Origin of the sequence: Burkholderia sp. LFS061 (assembly GCF_047978125.1) — a bacterium.
GTDB lineage: Bacteria > Pseudomonadota > Gammaproteobacteria > Burkholderiales > Burkholderiaceae > Burkholderia > Burkholderia pyrrocinia_C.
Genome location: NZ_JBFPFS010000019.1, coordinates 77846 through 95562, shown reverse-complemented (window position 1 = coordinate 95562; position 17717 = coordinate 77846). Strand labels below are relative to the sequence as shown.

The following is a 17717-nucleotide window of genomic DNA, read 5'->3' as shown; positions in this document are numbered from 1 at the left end:
CGGGCGCTCGTCACCGCAGGGCCGGCAAGCCGCCGGCCCTGCCGCCCGATCCGATCCGGGCACGTTTTGCCGCCTCTTGCGCCCCGCGCATCGGCCCAGAACGCGCCCGAATCCGATTTTCTCCACGTTGACCCGCTTCCCTGACGTAGAAGAGATGGCCGCGCTCACTCCTGCACAAGTGCTGTACGACGGGGCGTCCCCGCCCGCGATCCTGCCATGCTGCGATCACTACGCGGGCAGCGAGAAGCTGATGCGCAAGTCGCTCGCGCTGCAGGCCGAAACGGGCCCCGTATTCGACATCACGCTCGACTGCGAGGACGGCGCGGCCGTCGGCCAGGAAGCCGCACACGCGGAACTCGTCGCCGAGCTGCTCGGCAGCGCCGAGAACCGCTTCGGGCGCGTCGGCGTACGGATCCACGACTTTTCCCACCCGCACTGGCGCGACGATGTCCGCATCGTGCTGCGCGCCGCCCGTGCGCCCGCCTACATCACGCTGCCGAAGATCGCGAACGCCGCCGACGCGGCCGAAATGGCCGCGTTCATCGAAGGCGCGCGCCGCGAGCTCGGCATCGCGCAGCCGATCCCGGTCGACGTGCTGGTCGAGACGCACGGCGCGCTCGCGCAGGCGGCCGCCCTCGCCGCGCTGCCGATGGTCGGCACGCTGAGCTTCGGGCTGATGGATTTCGTCTCCGCGCACCACGGCGCGATTCCCGATGCCGCGATGCGCTCGCCCGGCCAGTTCGAACACCCGCTCGTGCGCCGCGCGAAGCTGGAAATCGCCGCGGCCTGCCACGCGCACGGCAAGACGCCGTCGCACAACGTGACGACCGAGGTGCGCGACATGAGCGTCGTCGCCGCCGATGCGCGCCGCGCGCGCGACGAATTCGCGTTCACGCGGATGTGGAGCATCCACCCCGCGCAGATCCGCCCGATCGTCGACGCATTCGCGCCGCGCACCGACGAGGTCGTGCTGGCCGCCGAGATCCTGCTCGCCGCGCAGGCCGCCGACTGGGGCCCGACGCGCCACGGTGATACGCTGCACGATCGCGCGAGCTATCGCTATTACTGGTCGGTGCTGCGCCGCGCGCGGGCCACCGGCCAGCCCGTACCGGCCGAGGCCGCGCCGCTGTTCGGCCCGGCCGCCGCGGGCGACGCGCAGTGAGCGCGCGCCGCCGGCCGATACACGAATTTCATGCATTCGCCGAGGCGCGAACCGGACAGAGGTTTGCGAAACGACAAAAAACGTAACGGAGCCCGAAAACCTGAAATATGCGCGGCCAAATAGGTGAAAATAGCGGCCGCTGCGCGCTTTCGGGGCGCGTGCAGTTTCAAACCGGCCGGCAGCTTCGATTGCCGGCCCTTGTCAACTGATTATCGAAAGGTTCTGACTCCATGAAGAAACTCCTGATCGCTACCGTCATCGGCGCCTTGTCCGCCACGATGCTGGTCTCGGCTCCGAGCGCGTTTGCCCAGGGTACGGCCACCACGACCGCGAAGAAGGCCGCGGCCAAGCGCCCGGCGCCGGCCAAGCGCATCATCCCGCGCAGCAAGAAGGCGCAGGCGCGCGCCGCTGCCAAGGTCGATCCGGTACCGGACGGCGCGGTCAAGTGGGCCTGTAAGGATGGCCTGTCGTTCGACCTCGCCGGCGACATGAAGCGCGACCAGGTCGTCACGGTTCACTGGGCGAAGAAGAACTACAAGCTGCCGCGTCAAGCCACGACGACGGGCGCCGACACGTTCTACGATCCGGCAGCAGGTTTCAAGCTGGTCGTGATCCCGTCCAAGGCGATGCTGTTCTCCGACGCGAACGGCGGCGAGCGCCTCGCGGACGAGTGCGTGACGCCGGAAATGGCGCAAGGCACGCCGGCACCGACGCAGTCGAACGAGCTGAAGCCGGCAACGAACTAAGCGCGTTCCTCCCCGGCCCCTCGATGTCCGCCCCGGTCTCCAACGTCCGCCCTGCTCCGGATACGGTACTCGTCGATATCGTCGACTACGTGCTGGACACCGGCATCGACAGCGCGCTCGCGCTGGAGACGGCGCGTCATTGCCTGATCGACACGCTCGGATGCGGACTCGAGGCGCTGTCCTACCCTGCCTGCACCAAGCTGCTCGGCCCCGTCGTGCCCGGCACGATCGTGCCGAACGGCGCGAAGGTGCCCGGCACGTCCTTCCAGCTCGATCCCGTCCAGGCCGCGTTCGACATCGGCGCGATGATCCGCTGGCTGGACTTCAACGACACCTGGCTCGCCGCCGAATGGGGTCATCCGTCCGACAATCTCGGCGGGATCCTGGCGACGGCCGACTGGCTCTCCCGCACGGCCGTCGCGGCCGGCCGAAAGCCTCTGCTCATGCGCGACGTGCTGGTCGCGATGATCCAGGCCCACGAGATCCAGGGCTGCCTGGCACTCGAGAATTCGTTCAATGCGGTCGGGCTCGACCACGTGCTGCTCGTGAAGGTCGCGTCGACGGCCGTCGTCGGCCGGCTGCTCGGGCTCACGCGCGACGAGCTGATCAACGCGGTATCCAACGCGTTCGTCGACGGCCACGCGCTGCGCACCTACCGCCACGCACCGAACACGGGTTCGCGCAAGTCGTGGGCGGCCGGCGATGCCACGTCCCGCGCGGTGCGCCTCGCGCTGATCGCGAAAACCGGCGAAATGGGCTACCCGTCGGCGCTCACCGCAAAGACCTGGGGCTTCTACGACGTGCTGTTCGACGGACAGCCGTTTCGCTTCCAGCGCCCGTACGGCACGTACGTGATGGAAAACGTGCTGTTCAAGATCGCGTTCCCCGCCGAATTCCATGCGCAGACGGCCGCCGAGGCCGCGCTGCAGCTGCACGCGCAGCTCGCCGCGGCGGGCCGCACGATCGACGACATCGGCCGCATCACGATCCGCACGCATGCGGCCGCGATCCGCATCATCGACAAGCAGGGCCCGCTCGCCAATCCGGCCGACCGCGACCACTGCATCCAGTACATGGTCGCCGTGCCGTTGCTGTTCGGCCGGCTGACCGCGACCGACTACGAGGATGCGGCCGCGGCGGACCCGCGCATCGACGCGCTGCGCGCGAAAACCGTGTGCGTCGAGGATCCGCAGTTCACGAAGGATTACCACGATCCGGACAAGCGATCGATCGCGAATGCGCTGACGATCGAATTCAAGGACGGATCGAAGCTTGCCGAGGTGGCGGTCGAATACCCGCTCGGCCACAAGCGACGCCGCGCGGACGGCATCCCGCTGCTGGTCGAGAAGTTCCGGACCAACCTCGCCCGCCGCTTCCCGGCAAAGCAGCAACAAGCGATTCTCGACGTGTCGCTGGACCAGGCAAAGCTCGAAGCGATGCCGGTCGATGAGTACGTCGACTTGTATGTGATATAGCCGTCATCTACAGGACACGTTGTTTCCTAGCCTTAAACCCAGGAAAATCACCATGGCCCACAATCTCCACAAGACCCTCAAGGAATTCGACAGCGGTTCCGGCAAAGGCAAGTTCTACTCGCTGCCGCAACTCGGCAAGGAGCTGAAGACGAAGATCGAGCGCCTGCCGGTGTCGATCCGTATCGTGCTCGAGTCCGTGCTGCGTAACTACGACGGCAAGAAAATCACCGAAGAGCACATCGAGCAGCTCGCGAACTGGAAGCCGACCGCGAAGCGCGTCGACGAGATTCCGTTCGTGGTGTCGCGCGTCGTGCTGCAGGACTTCACGGGCGTGCCGCTGCTCGCCGACATCGCGGCCATGCGCGGCGTCGCCGAGCGCACCGGCAAGAACCCGAAGAAGATCGAGCCGCTGGTCCCGGTCGATCTCGTCGTCGACCACTCGGTCCAGATCGACTACTTCCGCCAGAAGGACGCGCTCGACCTGAACATGAAACTGGAATTCCAGCGCAACAACGAGCGCTACCAGTTCATGAAGTGGGGCATGCAGGCCTTCGACACGTTCAAGGTCGTGCCGCCGGGCGTCGGCATCGTCCACCAGGTGAACCTCGAATATCTCGCGCGCGGCGTCCACAAGAAGGCGGACGGCGGCGACACCGTGTACTACCCGGATACCCTCGTCGGCACGGACAGCCACACGACGATGATCAACGGCATCGGCGTGGTCGGCTGGGGCGTGGGCGGCATCGAAGCCGAAGCCGGCATGCTCGGCCAGCCGGTGTACTTCCTGACGCCGGACGTCGTCGGCGTCGAGCTGAAGGGCAAGCTGCGCGAAGGCGTGACGGCCACCGACCTCGTGCTGACGATCACCGAAATGCTGCGCAAGGAGAAGGTCGTCGGCAAGTTCGTCGAATTCTTCGGCGAAGGCACGAAGTCGCTGTCGCTGCCGGACCGCGCAACGATCGGCAACATGGCGCCGGAATACGGCGCGACGATGGGCTTCTTCCCGGTCGATGAAAAGACGATCGACTACTTCGAAGGCACGGGCCGCACGAAGGCGGAAATCGCCGCGTTCGAAAACTACTTCAAGGCGCAGAAGCTGTTCGGCATCCCGAAGGCCGGCGACATCGACTACACGAAGACGGTCACGCTCGACCTCGCGACGGTCGCACCGTCGCTGGCCGGCCCGAAGCGCCCGCAGGACCGCATCGAGATCGGCAACGTCAAGTCGACGTTCACCGACCTGTTCTCGAAGCCGGTCGCGGAGAACGGCTTCGCGAAGAAGGCGGATGACCTGAACACGCAGTACACGACGAGCAACGGCGTCGACGTGAAGAACGGCGACGTGCTGATCGCCGCGATCACGTCGTGCACGAACACGTCGAACCCGAGCGTGCTGCTGGCCGCCGGCCTGCTCGCGAAGAAGGCCGTCGAAGCCGGCCTGACCGTCGCGCCGCACATCAAGACGTCGCTCGCGCCGGGATCGCGCATCGTCACCGAGTACCTGACGAAGACGGGCCTGCTGCCCTACCTCGCGAAGCTCGGCTTCGAAGTCGCCGCCTACGGCTGCACGACCTGTATCGGCAACGCGGGCGACCTGACGCCGGAACTGAACGAAGCGATCACGAAGAACGACATCGTCGCGGCAGCCGTGCTGTCGGGCAACCGTAACTTCGAAGCGCGTATCCACCCGAACATCCGCGCGAACTTCCTCGCGTCGCCGCCGCTCGTCGTCGCGTACGCGATCGCCGGCAACATCACGCGCGACCTGATGACCGAGCCGGTCGGCAAGGGCAAGGGCGGCCGCGACATCTACCTCGGCGACATCTGGCCGACGAGCGATGAAATCAACGCGCTGCTCAAGTTCGCGCTCGATCCGAAGAAGTTCGAGGACAACTACTCGAAGCTGACCAAGAAGGGCGACCTCTGGAGCAAGATCGAGGGCGAATCGGGCCAGGTCTACGACTGGCCGAAGTCGACGTACATCGCCGAGCCGCCGTTCTTCGGCAACGACTTCTCGATGGAACCGGCCGCTTCGATCCCGTCGGTCAAGGGCGCGCGCGCACTGGGCATCTTCGGCGACTCGGTCACGACCGACCACATCAGCCCGGCAGGCTCGATCAAGGAAGACTCGCCGGCAGGCAAGTGGCTGAAGGAAAACGGCGTGCAGAAGGCCGACTTCAACAGCTACGGCTCGCGCCGCGGCAATCACGACGTGATGATGCGCGGCACGTTCGCGAACGTCCGGATCAAGAACCTGATGATCCCGGTGAAGGCGGACGGCACGCGCATCGAAGGCGGCCTGACGATCCACCAGCCGAGCGGCGAACAGCAGTCGATCTATGATGCAGCGATGCAATACATCGCTGCCGACACGCCGACCGTCGTGTTCGCGGGCGAAGAGTACGGCACGGGCTCGTCGCGCGACTGGGCCGCGAAGGGCACGCAACTGCTCGGCGTGAAGGCCGTGATCGCACGCAGCTTCGAGCGGATCCACCGCTCGAACCTGGTCGGCATGGGCGTGCTGCCGCTGCAGTTCAAGGGCTCGGACAGCGTCCAGTCGCTCGGCATCACCGGCGACGAGACGTACGACATCGAAGGCCTCGGCGACGACTTCAAGCCGCAGCAGGACGTCACGCTCGTGATCAACCGCAAGAACGGCGAAACGCAGCGCGTGCAGGTGCTGCTGCGCATCGATACGCCGATCGAAGTCGACTACTACAAGCACGGCGGTATCCTGCCGTTCGTGCTGCGCTCGCTGCTCGCAGCGTAAGCGCCCTGCTTTTGCAGGTGCCGCAGCCGCTCGCGGCGGTTGCGGCCGATTTGGATGCCCGACCTCGTGTCGGGCTTTTTTTTGGTTCATCGCGCGTTACGCGATGTTGCCGGTCGTCCGGCGCGTCACGCCGCCTTGTCGCCGCGCGCCTTCGCGCCCGCTCCTCGCGCGTTCTTCTTCAGATGCGTGCGGTTGTATTCGATCGCCGCACGCACGAGGGTCTTCAGCGCCCGCTTGTCGATCCGGTCGCCTTCGAAGAAATCGATCGCCCGCCGCGCATTGCCTTCGAGGCCATCATTGAACAGCCCGCCAGGATCGGGCAGATGCGCGCCGTGCATGAACGTCAGCTTCACCTTGCCCTTGTGCGCATTCGCGACCGCGATCATCCCGTCGCACGACCACACGGGGCTGCCCATCCATTTCCATTCCTCGACGATGCCGTCGTCGGCCGCGAGAATCGTCTGGCGGAGGTCGGCGAAGAGCGGGCCGCGCCAATCGGCGATGCCGGCGATCAGCGCGTCGATGCGCTCCGACGGTTGAAGGTTCGTTGTACTCATGCGCGGGCCTCCGTGCCTTCGTCGGGGCGCGCCAGCACCTGTTCCAGCGACTCGAAGAACCGCACCCAGCCGTGCTGCGCGCCGCGGTACGCCTGCTCCTGATCCGCGCGGAAGCCGACCTGTTCCATGCGCAGGTGCGTGCCGGCCGGCGTCGGCGTGAGCGTCCACGTGACGACGCTTTCGAGGCCGTAAGCGGCCCACGTGTAGGACAGCGCGCGCTGCGGCTCGATCGTCAGGACCGTGCAGGCGACCGAGCCCCAGTCCGCGCGAAAGCTGAAGGCGCGGCCCGCGACGGGCTCGAAGTCGCTCTTCATCAGCCACGCCTCGATCAGGTGCGGTTGCGTGAGCGCGCGCCAGATCTTCTCCGGCGGATGGGACAGCTCCCGTTCGACGACGACGGAGCGCGTTTCGGTAGTGGCTTGGTTCATTGATCCATCCTCTTGAGCAGATCTTCGAGGGCATCGAACCGGCTCTGCCAGAAGCCTGCCATCTGGCTGGTCCAGTCGATCAGCGGGGCCAGCGCTTGCGGCTGTGCGCTGTAGTGCGTCTGCCGGCCTTCGTGACGGTCATTCACGAGCCCGGCCTGCTTCAGTACGCCGAGATGCTTCGACACGGCCGGCTGCGAGACGCCCGCGTGGGCCGTCAGTGCGGCAACCGTCAGCTCGCCCTCCTCGCACAGCCGCTCGAACAGCGCGCGGCGCGTCGGATCGGCAAGCGTACGGAAAAGCATGTCGTGAGCGTTCTGCATGTCCTGATTCATAACCCGTTGGTTATGGGTTGAAGGATATCTGCTGAACGGCAAGAGTCAAGAAGGAATTTCGTGGATGCCGAGGCGCGCAGCTGACGCATGCGACGCGCTTCGCGTCGGAAGCGGGCTGGCCGAAGGTCTCGCGGACCGTCGGATCACGCCGGCTTCGCCCATCCGGATTCGAGCGTTTGCTCTAATTTTTATTCGATCATCGCGCGCTGATGCCGTGCCACACATGACCCGGCATCAAATCCAAGCGCCCATGCGCCGCAGTTGTCGGTAAAAATCGTCTTCCAGCAAACGACGCTTCAGAAACGAACCGCCAAGCTGGATCAGGAACAGCAATACGAATCCGGCCAGGCAGGCCCAGAACCATCCTCTGGATGCATTGAGAGCATTAAGCGCGACCATGATCAGGATCAGGCAACAACTCCCGCCCACGCTTACCGACAAGCTAAGCCGACGCATATAGCCCGCCTCGACGCGAGGCACCGGTGCGCTCTGCACTCCGACCAAATTCAGCCGCACCTGTTGAGCGTTCGGCGAAGCAACCAGTTGTGCGCCCTGGCCATGCGCCACCATCTGCGCCGCGAGCGCCTGAAGCAATAGCTCATTCACCGGCCCCGGTTTGCCGATCGCGCGGTCGACATCGTGCACCGGCAGTTCCAGTCCTGCATCCTTGATGGCGCCGAGCGTCGCATGCCGACCCGGGGGCGGCAGATCACTCAGCCACGCGTGCCTGATGCGCACGCGCGGCGTTTGCTCCGATTCCAACAGCGTTTCCAGCGCGTCCACCACGGAATCGGATGGCATCGCAATCGGGCGGAATAAACGCGCCTGAGGCCGGAGTTTTCCGTTGAAGTCCTCGATCACGCGCGGCGAGGTGAGCAACATCGCCACGGCGGCCTCCGACCATGCCGGCTCCGCGCCCTCCACATGCATTTGACAGGCCAGCAACAGCCGGAAATCGGATTTGCAGCCTTCGTCGAACCACGTCTGGATGTTCGTCTGCTTCGCACCGAACGGCACCCATCCGAACTGCACAAGGTCGGGCAGGTTCAGCCTCTTCCAGACGGCCCGGAGTTCGGTCAGATCCTCCTTGCCGGCCGATTGCAGGATCACATCGACGACACGGCTCCGCGCATGACGTGTAAGGCTGGCCGCGAACGGCGTCAGCAGTTGCTCCAGCACCCGTTCGAGCCGCGATACGCCTGCCGAACCGTTCGATGCCGGCAACGCCAGGATCTTGCCGGGATTCATCGGCGCACTGCCCTCCAGGCCCAGCAGACGTTCAGCCAACTCGGGCTCCGGCGTCAACGCAACGCTATCGACGATCACCACGTGAGCTTGCGCCCATCGCCGCCACGTCGCCCGCTCGCTGCGGCACAGGAAATTCCACCAGTCGACCCGCTCGATCCACTCCTCGTAGCTGCAATAGATCACGCCGCACACGGCACCCGACACCAGCAACGGAAACAGCAACGCGCGCACGAAGAAGAGTTCGGATATCACCGGCTTGCCCTGCTCCCACGTGAGTACCGCAATGAGCATGCCCGCGATCTGGATGACGACGATCGCAAGTACGCACCACCAGATCGACGGTGGCTTGCCGTACTGATATTCCCCGACGTTCGGGACCGTCCACGTGCGCTTCATGCGATTTTCATCCCTGTGCTGCTGGCGATCACCTGGCTGCCGCACCGCGTTCGGCACATATGCACCGCCCATTTGCGGCCGCCTTCGCTGTAACCCTCGGCGCACTCGACGATCGGGTTGTCGCCGTGCTCCGGGCACGAGACGACGTCATGAAGCAGCGCTACCTTGCGGCCGTCGAGGTCGAATGTCGATGATGCGGTTTTGACAACACCGCCGTGTGTGGTGGCATCGTCCAGGCATACAGGTGTTCTCATGAGGAAGGTCCTTGTAATTGCGGGTGACGCGCGCCACGTGGAAGCTGGATCATGGCTGTCCCTCGCCTGAAACTGTCGACCCAAGTTGAGAGCCATCTATGTTCCGACAAAGCCATGCTCTCGCCTGCACAGATGGGGTATCCGGCTCGATCAAATTAATAGAGAGCGGTTTCATGTCTTTGCGTTCTCCCGAGTCACTCACCACCTTCCCTTTCCCGTCGTATTCATCAAACCGGAGAGTAAAGAACGTAGCAACCTCATTCTTTCTATAATCACCTCCACACCAATACGCCTTGCCCTCAATAAGCGATGCATAGCCAAGCGATTTCATACATCGACCTCTCGCCTCCTCACGAGTCTGCGCCACCTCACGATCAGAGCAATTCATTCTATTTACCATAACCGGAGCAAAAACGATATTCGCATTACGCCCTCCACGCCTGGCTCGCTTTGCATCAACGTAGACATCGTCACCACCGAAACTTCGGCCTGCATATTTCCAAACTTTCTGGTCAAGCGTCGTTTCAAATAATTTATTATCGAATTGAGCAAATGCATTTTCTGACAACAGCAAGGCTACAGGTAGCAAAATTCTATATAACTTATTCAAGCAACTGAGGGTTTTCATCATGGGTATTTGTTGTAAGTTTCTCACGCCTCACGGCACCAGTGGCACGTCCGGGTTCGTTGGCTTGATCGATGCGTCGCAGGTAATGCGGTCCTGACCGGAGGGCGTGCGAAGCTTTGAAAAAATTCCCGGCCGCTTTGATGCTGCAAAGCTCCCGCCCTTGACACCAGGCGGATAGGGGCCGCTTAAGTCAATACCTGGCATCATCGGATATTCGACAACGTAGGCGTCATCGTCTGCCGACCTATTTGCGACATAGAGTCGATCTTTTGTTACAAAAACCGAATAGTCCTTCGAGTCCTCAAACGCATTAAAACTGTGATCCATGTAGACCTTCGTGGCAAAGATTTTTCCACCATCTGTCGAATACCAAAATGGCACCACACAACCTTTTTCACCATTTCCGCAAATCAATCCATCCGGATAGGCCAGCGGCAAAATAATATTCCTTCCGGTCGGGTCGGCGTTAATGATGCGCCCCTGGAAATTTTCAAACAGGCCCCGCCCTAAGAACTTTCGAATCCCGGCACGGGTGTCGTTGTAATACGATTCCCCGTGATAACAGTCCCGGTAACGTTCCAGCGTTACAAAGCGGTGTTCGTCAATTCGATAGATCACTTGGGGCGGCGAGTCATACGGCAACACCTTGAGCGCCGAACTCCTAAATTTGCTAAGACTGAAAACCGAATGCTTCGGCTCTGGTGCCGCACACCCTTGTATCAGGGCGACCAGCGCGATTATGGCAACGGCGTATCTCACCATCTTGCGGCTCATTGGGGCACCAGCGGTGCATCCGGGTTAGTCGGCTTGATCGACGCGTCGCAAGTGATTCGATCCTGGCCGGAGGGCGTGCGAAGCTTTGAAAAAATTCCCGGCCGCTTTGATGCCGCAAAGCTCCCGCCCTTGACACCAGGCGGATAGGGCCTGCCTAAGTCAATGCCTGGGACCATCGGAGACACAATGACGTAGGCATCGTCGTCTCCCCACTTCTTCGCGACATAGAGTTTGTCTTCGGTTACGAACATCGAATAGTTCTTCGAGTCCTCGAACGAATTGAAGCTATGTTCCATGTAAACCGTCGTGGCAAAGGTTTTCCCGCCATTTGTCGAATACCAAAATGGCACTACACAACCTTTTTCACCGTTGCCGCAAAATGCTCTCGGTGGGTAAGCCAGGGGCAAAACGATATTCATTCCAGCCGGATCGGCGTTAATGATACGGCCCTGGAAATTTTCAAAATGCCCACGTCCTAAATACTTTCTGATACCGGCACGGGTATCGTTGTAGTACGATTCCCCGTGGTAACAGTCTCGATAACGTTCCAACGTCACAAAGCGGTGGTCATCAATCTGGTAGATGACTTGGGCTAGGGAGTCATACGGCAATTCCTTGAGCGCTGAGCTCATGAAATCCCCAAGCCCAAAGGTCGACCGACGCGAAGTCTGTGCTGTGCATCCTTGCAGCAGGGCGACCAGACTGATTACAGCGATCATGTATCTCATTACGCCCCTCCTTTCCATTGCTGTGGCCGCAGTTGTTCTGCTTCGGCCTTACTTTTTCCTCGACTAACCGACTCGCGACAGCAAAGCAACCGGTCTCGGGCCAGCGATACGATCGGCGCACGAAGATCGATCCCACAAGCCACACGATGACGGCACGGCTGAATGTCTGCGCCTCACTGCGGAGCTAGTGGCGCGTCGAAATTAGTCGGCTTAATCGACGCATCGCAGGTGATGCGGTCCTGTCCGGACGGCGTGCGAAGGCCATCCGGCATTAACTTTTTCTTAGATGCCCACGCACCGTCCGATTCAAAGATTGATGGCTGAGGGTTACCGGGATCGACAGAATGGTGAAGCAGGTATTGGCGAACGCTCAAATCGTATTCCGGTCGATCCATTCTGTATTGATATTTCTTGGCGACAAATAACTTGTCGATTGTTACTGCCACCGTATAGTCTTTCGAGTCCTCGAATGCATTGAAACTGTGATCTATGTAAATCTTCGTGGCGAAAGTTTTCCCACCATCTGTCGAGTACCAAAATGGCACCGCGCAACCCTTTTCACCATTGCCACAAATCAGTCCATCCGGATACGCCAGCGGTAAAACAATATTCGCCCCAGTCGGGTCGGCGTTAATAATACGTCCCTGGAAGTTTTCAAACAGGCCTCGCCCTAAATACTTTCGAATTCCAGCGCGGGGGTCGTTGTAGTACGATTCCCCGTGTTGACAGTCCCGGTAATGTTCCAGCGTTACAAAGCGGTGGTCGTCAATTCGGTAGATGACTTGGGGTGGCGAGTCATACGGCAATTCCTTGAGCGCTGAGCTCATGAAATCTCCAAGCCCGAAAGTCGGTCGCCGCGAAGTCTGTACGGTGCATCCTTGCAGCAGGGCGAACAGCGTGATTGCACAAATCGTGTGTCTCATCACGTTCCTCCTTTCCATTGCTGTTGCCGAAGTTGTTCTGCTTCGGCCTTGCTTTGTTCCTCGGAGACCGTGGCCCAATCGATACAGGGTGGCTTGGTAACGGATTGGGAGACGCCAAGCTCAAAGTAACTGTCGTAGCCTTGCATCCAGTCGGCCAATTTCATCAGGCGGGTCCAGAACGCCACCCTCTCGTATGCATCACAAAAGCCGACTGGGAGATCGTAGGCCACCACCCGACGCATGAACGCTTGGTGCTGCGGCAACGTGCTGTGGTTGGTCGGCTCAGCGCGATAGGTGTCAAGTCGTTGCAGCATTTCGTCTTGGGTCTCAGGTCGAATCGTGCGCCTAGAGCTGTAAATGTCCTCGGTAGTAACGGTGCGCTCCGGCTGATAAATCGACCGCATATAACGGTAGTCGGGATCAGCATAGCTCCCTGTATTCGGATCATTCTGATCGGGAACCCACTTACCCATTTCGTCGGCTCCTTTACGTGAGTCTTCGAACTGACGCATCTCGTCCGCCGTGACCGGATGCGGTACCTCTTCAGCATTGATCGTCACGGTTTTGTCGGGATGCGGTACTGTCCACAGCTTCACGAGAGGTGTGAAAATATCCCTGTTTCCATTCCAGAAATCGGTCGGCTTCGCACCGGGCACGAGCTTGCTTTCGAGAATTGGCGGCAAAGTACCGAACTTCTTCACGCCCGGCGCGTCGCCCACCGGAGTACCCCGCGCCAGCATGCGCTGCTTGACGGTATCGCCTAGCTCGGCGAGCAGTTTGTCGTCCACGCCCTGCCAGCCGATACTTTGCAGCGGCACCGCACCCATCACGCGATCATGCGGCGTGAAGTACACGTACAGTCGACCGTGATTGTCGCGCTCGTGGACACCGGAGTTGCGCTGGTTGTCAGGGCGCCAAAAATCTATGTCCTCGGAGGCACCGCACTGCAACTGCTGCAATTGCGCCTCGGTGAAAATGCGCCTGTCCTCCTTGAGCCGATTTGCGATATTCCGGAAGGTATTGACGCGTGCCTCGGGAGTAGGGCGCGCCACACCGCAGGCCAGCGCGTCCGTGATCTTGTCATCGAGTGCGTACGGCGAGTTCATCACAAACAGGGCATCAGGCGCGCGCGTCTTGCACAAGGCGGTCGCTGCCATCGCGATCATGGTGCCCTGGCTGTGCGACATCACAGTCACGGTATCGCGTGGACACTCGGAACGAATCTTGTCGATCAGGTCCGCCAATCGTTGTGCCGCGTGTGCATAGTAGTCGCGTGGCGGCGCATCCTGGAGTTGCCGATCGGCCTCGGTATTGAGCTTCTCCATATCGAACGCGAGCACATGACGTTTGAATCCTTCCCGGCTCCACAATTGCGACAGGTTATTGGTACCGTTCTGGAAAGGACCGCCTCCCCAATACCATGGACCTTTCTCGTTTGTGCACTCCGGCGTCCCCCATGCAGATAAATCGAAACCGCGCGGACTGCGCATCGGAATGCGCCAGTTGCGCTCCTCTCCGTCCTTCGCACGGTAGCCCCAGTAGAAGCGGATCACGGGCGAGTTACCTTCATCCCCCTTCTTGATATACCTAGGTACGGGACGGTCACCGTCTACCGTGCTGTAGGTATTCGCCTTCAGATCGCTCCGTTTCAGCCGTTCGTTAAGCCCTTGGCACAACGCCTGTTCCGCCGCGTCATACCACTCCCCCGTGGAATTAACGCCATGCACAAAGATGATGACGCCTGGCATGTGCGGCGGAATGCGGCATTCTGCGCGCACCTGAAAACTGCTCGGAGTGTGATATGACTCCCAATACGGTTGCCCTAGATGATCGCGCTGCATCGGCACGATGCGCGTTGCGGTGTCGTGCCGATAGGGTCTCGGCGTACCAGCATCGTCGTCCGTGTCGTCCGGCTGGTTGGAGTGATCCGTCATGAATCAGCCCTCCTTATTGTTCTGAAGCAGCAACTTGAGCCCCCGTGCAACATCCTGCCGGCTCAACGAGGTCTCCCCCTTGTCGTTGGTTATGCCCTCGATAATCTGTCCGCCGGCGAGCTGAATCTTGTACGGTCGGTTTGCAACCGGTCGGCCGGTGATGTCGTCGCTGAGAATGAACTGCTCGTCGTTCGCGATATCGATCTGGTTGAACTTCGGCAACGGCAGCGACAGCGCGCCCGGTCCTTCCTTCTGGATTTCGATGATTTTGAGGATCAGGCAGCCGGCCCCGCCAATCTCGACGTTATCGCCCAGCACCTTGACGTAGGCCGTACCGCCGCCGCCGAGCACAACTCCGTTCGCGGCACTGACGGTCGTGGTGCCGTCGGCACTGGTGATCCGCATGTCCTTCTGCGCCACCAGTTCCATCGCGTCGGACTGCGCCTGGATCTGAACCTTGCCGCGCGCGGCGTAGAGCTTGATGCCGAACTTGTGCGCAAACAGCGACAGCACCTCGCCCGCCGCGATCGCGACGTTCCGGAGCGCATTCACGTTGAACCGCGACGACGTGCCGACACTCACGTCCTTGCCCGCCGACACCATCACCCGATCCGGTGTCGCCAGGCCAATGCCGTTCGGCGCGGACAGTGCGATCACGGCCGTCTTCAAGCTCGCCAGTTCTTCCTTCAGCCACGCGTTTTCCGCCTTCAGGTCCGCGAACTCCGCGTGCGCCACCGCTGCGGCATCGGTCAACCCCTGAGCCTGCGCCTGTGTCAGCGCAAACTGGTTCGTCGCCGGCCGCATGTCGGTCGTCTGCCCGGTCGCCTTCTCCTGCCTGTCGGACGACACCAACAGACCGCCCCCCGCGCGCACATGCCCCCGATCGTCGGTGCGCAGTTCGAAACCCTCGCCGCGCAGTTGCTGGTCGCGGTCCACCGTATAGCCGAGATTGAGCTGCGACTTGCCATGCTCGGTCGCGACCTTGATGTGTTCGCGACCCTGCCGGTCGTCCATCTCCAACGTGTTGTTCGAGCGCGTGCGGATCGTATTGCGCGTGCCCCAAGGCACACCCGCGACGATCGGATCCGTGTGCTGAGCGGTATGCAGCACGTGGCTGATGAACGGCAAATCCACGCAGCCCCACAGAAAGCTCACGCCGACTACCGTGCCCTCGACGAGCCCGAAGTGAAAACCGGTCTGGTTCGGCCCCGCGAACGGCTTCGCCAGCCTCATCGGGCAGCTCTGCAGGCCCGGTGCTCGCGTGTCGCGATCCAGATGGAGATCGACGATGTATTCGCCCTCGCTGTCCAGATAGGGGTCTTTCCAGCCGCCGGACGACGCGATCGTCCCGGTGATGACCCCGTAGATCCTGGGCCACGTTGCTTCCTTCAACGGCATTCGATACTGGCGATCGGATGGAATCGCGTCGAACTTGACGCGATAGGCCTTCTTCCGGCTCGCACCGCACGTCAGCCGCACCACGACCAGCCCGTGCTTCGCATCGGGCAATTCCCGGTTCGACAGTTTCAGCACCGAGCCGGGCGTGAGGTCCAGCATGTCGCACTCGCCGCGATACTCGACTTGCCCGGCCAGCGCAACCTCCCGGCGCAATTGCGCCTCTTCCTTCGCCTCGTCCTCGCTCTGGCTCGGTGTCCCCCATGAATACGCTTCACCATACGTGCCGCGATCCTCGCGGATCGGGCTGACCGCCTCGATCGGCACCGACTCCACAGCTTCGGTGCTGAATGTGCGCACCGCGTAGGCCGCGGGCATGGTCTTCGCGCACATTTCCAGTGCGCTGACCGACTCGATGCCCCCAGTTTCCAGACCGCCGTGCGGCCGGTATGCAACCGTCAGGCGCTCGGGATCCCGGCGGTAGTGCGCATAGTCATCGCCGAAGCACACCCGCTCGCAGCGTTCCCCTTCCTCGCAGACGAACCAGATGCCCGAGCGGCGGCACAGTCGCGTGATGAACGCCAGATCGTCCTCGCCCCACTGCATCACGAAGCTGCGCTTTCGATAGGATCGGTACAGCTTGAATTCGAAACGCGCGAAAATCTTGTTGAACTCGTGTTCCCGCAGGATCTGCTCGATGATCTCGGGAATGCTCATGTCGAGGAAGAACCGGCACTTCGGCGCATTGCGCAACAGCGCCAGACGCGATTCCAGCACGATCTCGTACAGCGACTGATCGCGGTTGGTGGCCTTCAGCGCGAAGCCCGTCACCACGCCTTGCACGCGCCGCGCCTCCTCCGGCCGGCTCCATCGGTCACGCGGCGGCGGCTGAATGACGAATGCACCCATCCGGTTCAGAAATTCACCGCGCGACAGGTCGTGACGGGGATGGGTGAACCGGATCGTGTACTTCGTCGGCTCGCCGATCCCACACTCGCCATCGAATTCGTAGATGTCCGCAAGCGCGGCAGCGGGCGCGCCCTTGATATCCAGGCTATAGAACTGATGGATGTTGACGCCCGCGCGCGGGGGTGTGTCGGAAATGGCCGTGCTCGCGGTCAATTAATTCTCCGAAAACGTTTGCGGAATAGTCCGCGCGACTTTAACTGGGTGAGTGACAAATCTGCTATAGGACGAATCTGAAATTGGCAACGACCGGGAATTAAAGCCGGATCCATTGACGAGTGCGGGTCGAGCGAAAACAGACTCCGTGTTTCCCGGATGCCGATTCGCTCGATTAGCACCATGCGGCCGACGCATGGACTCTCTCCGCGCGGCATATCCGGTGCGTCCGGAGACAACGGACGTGTGTACCGAAAACTGCTGCGGGCCGAAATCCGATAGCGCGTTCCGTGTGCGGCGGAACAGGACCATCGAAACGCCCGGAATCGAAAACATTTCCTGACAATCCGGAATCCCGGCTTATGACCGAACACTCGATACGGAAAACTACCGTTCGGCACTCCGCGAAATTCGTGTGAGGGCTATCCAATCCAGTTTCGGCGACAGCGGAGTTCAGGCGTCGGCGATCGCTGCCGCAAGTCATTGGGCATCGCACCGGGCAAGATCGACCATTCAACGTCGCTTTCGCTTCGCGAAGCGCTCCAAACAGCGTCGGCTTCATGTTTCCGGACTCGAGCGTTTGCTCTAATTCACGGCGGCATTCTCGCAATCGAAAGCAGTCTGCAAGAGTGCGCGGCGAGCTGTTCCACACTTCGGGAAACGCCGGCGGTCAGTCGGCCCCTTTGCCGTGCATCCGCGATGCCGTCCCGGCCGCCTCGCCTCGTTTGATCACATAGTGCGACACCGCGTGCGGCGGTGGACGATCGCGAATCATGCGCATACACGATCGTGCGCTCCGTCATCGCGCACGTTCCGGCGCGGCAACGAACGACTCGCGCGTATGA

The 17717-nt window shown here is 61.6% G+C and carries 15 protein-coding genes; 4 read left to right on the top strand and 11 right to left on the bottom strand.

Annotation, left to right across the window (positions count from 1 at the left end; genetic code table 11):
• The first annotated feature begins 154 nt into the window (after window positions 1–154).
• The 4 genes from ACNQQL_RS18610 to acnA all read left to right on the top strand — a co-directional run bounded on the left by ACNQQL_RS18610 (window position 155) and on the right by acnA (window position 6153).
• Window positions 155–1162: an HpcH/HpaI aldolase/citrate lyase family protein gene (locus ACNQQL_RS18610; RefSeq protein ID WP_204422608.1), complete on the top strand. Its 1008-nt coding sequence runs from the start codon at window positions 155–157 to the stop codon at window positions 1160–1162.
• 230 nt (window positions 1163–1392) lie between these two features.
• A complete protein-coding gene (locus ACNQQL_RS18605) occupies window positions 1393–1908 on the top strand; it encodes a hypothetical protein (RefSeq protein WP_347065024.1) in 516 nt (171 codons plus the stop codon).
• 23 nt (window positions 1909–1931) lie between these two features.
• Window positions 1932–3383: a bifunctional 2-methylcitrate dehydratase/aconitate hydratase gene (locus ACNQQL_RS18600; protein ID WP_347065023.1), complete on the top strand. Its 1452-nt coding sequence runs from the start codon at window positions 1932–1934 to the stop codon at window positions 3381–3383.
• A gap of 52 nt (window positions 3384–3435) precedes the next feature.
• Entirely contained in the window at window positions 3436–6153 is a 2718-nt protein-coding gene (gene acnA, locus ACNQQL_RS18595) for an aconitate hydratase AcnA (RefSeq protein ID WP_347065022.1), read from the top strand.
• Window positions 6154–6278: 125 nt separating this feature from the next.
• Here the strand turns inward: acnA and ACNQQL_RS18590 are convergent, their stop codons facing one another.
• The 11 genes from ACNQQL_RS18590 to ACNQQL_RS18540 form a co-directional block, all read right to left on the bottom strand.
• Window positions 6279–6710: a DUF1801 domain-containing protein gene (locus ACNQQL_RS18590; RefSeq protein ID WP_072444156.1), complete on the bottom strand. Its 432-nt coding sequence runs from the start codon at window positions 6708–6710 to the stop codon at window positions 6279–6281.
• The gene (locus ACNQQL_RS18585) at window positions 6707–7138 is read right to left on the bottom strand and encodes an SRPBCC domain-containing protein (protein ID WP_347065021.1); all 432 of its coding nucleotides are present in this window, start codon (window positions 7136–7138) and stop codon (window positions 6707–6709) included. Before ACNQQL_RS18585 ends, ACNQQL_RS18590 begins: the two co-directional genes overlap by 4 nt.
• Window positions 7135–7458 carry an ArsR/SmtB family transcription factor gene (locus tag ACNQQL_RS18580; RefSeq protein WP_034185784.1) on the bottom strand — a complete coding sequence of 108 codons (324 nt, stop codon included), beginning with the start codon at window positions 7456–7458 and terminating at the stop codon, window positions 7135–7137. The genes ACNQQL_RS18585 and ACNQQL_RS18580 overlap by 4 nt, the downstream gene beginning before the upstream one ends.
• A gap of 246 nt (window positions 7459–7704) precedes the next feature.
• Window positions 7705–9114 carry a hypothetical protein gene (locus tag ACNQQL_RS18575; RefSeq protein ID WP_347065020.1) on the bottom strand — a complete coding sequence of 470 codons (1410 nt, stop codon included), beginning with the start codon at window positions 9112–9114 and terminating at the stop codon, window positions 7705–7707.
• Entirely contained in the window at window positions 9111–9368 is a 258-nt protein-coding gene (locus tag ACNQQL_RS18570) for a PAAR domain-containing protein (protein ID WP_347065019.1), read from the bottom strand. Before ACNQQL_RS18570 ends, ACNQQL_RS18575 begins: the two co-directional genes overlap by 4 nt.
• A gap of 49 nt (window positions 9369–9417) precedes the next feature.
• Window positions 9418–9999, bottom strand: a complete 582-nt coding sequence (locus ACNQQL_RS18565; protein ID WP_347065018.1) for a hypothetical protein — start codon at window positions 9997–9999, stop codon at window positions 9418–9420.
• 27 nt (window positions 10000–10026) lie between these two features.
• Window positions 10027–10770 (bottom strand): hypothetical protein, encoded by a 744-nt coding sequence (locus ACNQQL_RS18560; RefSeq protein WP_347065017.1) that lies wholly within the window; start codon window positions 10768–10770, stop codon window positions 10027–10029.
• A complete protein-coding gene (locus ACNQQL_RS18555; protein ID WP_347065016.1) occupies window positions 10767–11498 on the bottom strand; it encodes a hypothetical protein in 732 nt (243 codons plus the stop codon). Before ACNQQL_RS18555 ends, ACNQQL_RS18560 begins: the two co-directional genes overlap by 4 nt.
• Window positions 11499–11671: 173 nt before the next feature.
• Window positions 11672–12421, bottom strand: coding sequence for a hypothetical protein (locus tag ACNQQL_RS18550; RefSeq protein WP_347065015.1), 750 nt, complete (start codon window positions 12419–12421; stop codon window positions 11672–11674).
• Complete coding sequence (locus ACNQQL_RS18545) at window positions 12421–14355, bottom strand: effector protein Tle3 domain-containing protein (RefSeq protein ID WP_347065014.1); 1935 nt, start codon at window positions 14353–14355, stop codon at window positions 12421–12423. Before ACNQQL_RS18545 ends, ACNQQL_RS18550 begins: the two co-directional genes overlap by 1 nt.
• 3 nt (window positions 14356–14358) lie before the next feature.
• Window positions 14359–16872 (bottom strand): type VI secretion system tip protein VgrG, encoded by a 2514-nt coding sequence (locus ACNQQL_RS18540; protein WP_347065013.1) that lies wholly within the window; start codon window positions 16870–16872, stop codon window positions 14359–14361.
• Between the last annotated feature and the right edge of the window lie 845 nt (window positions 16873–17717).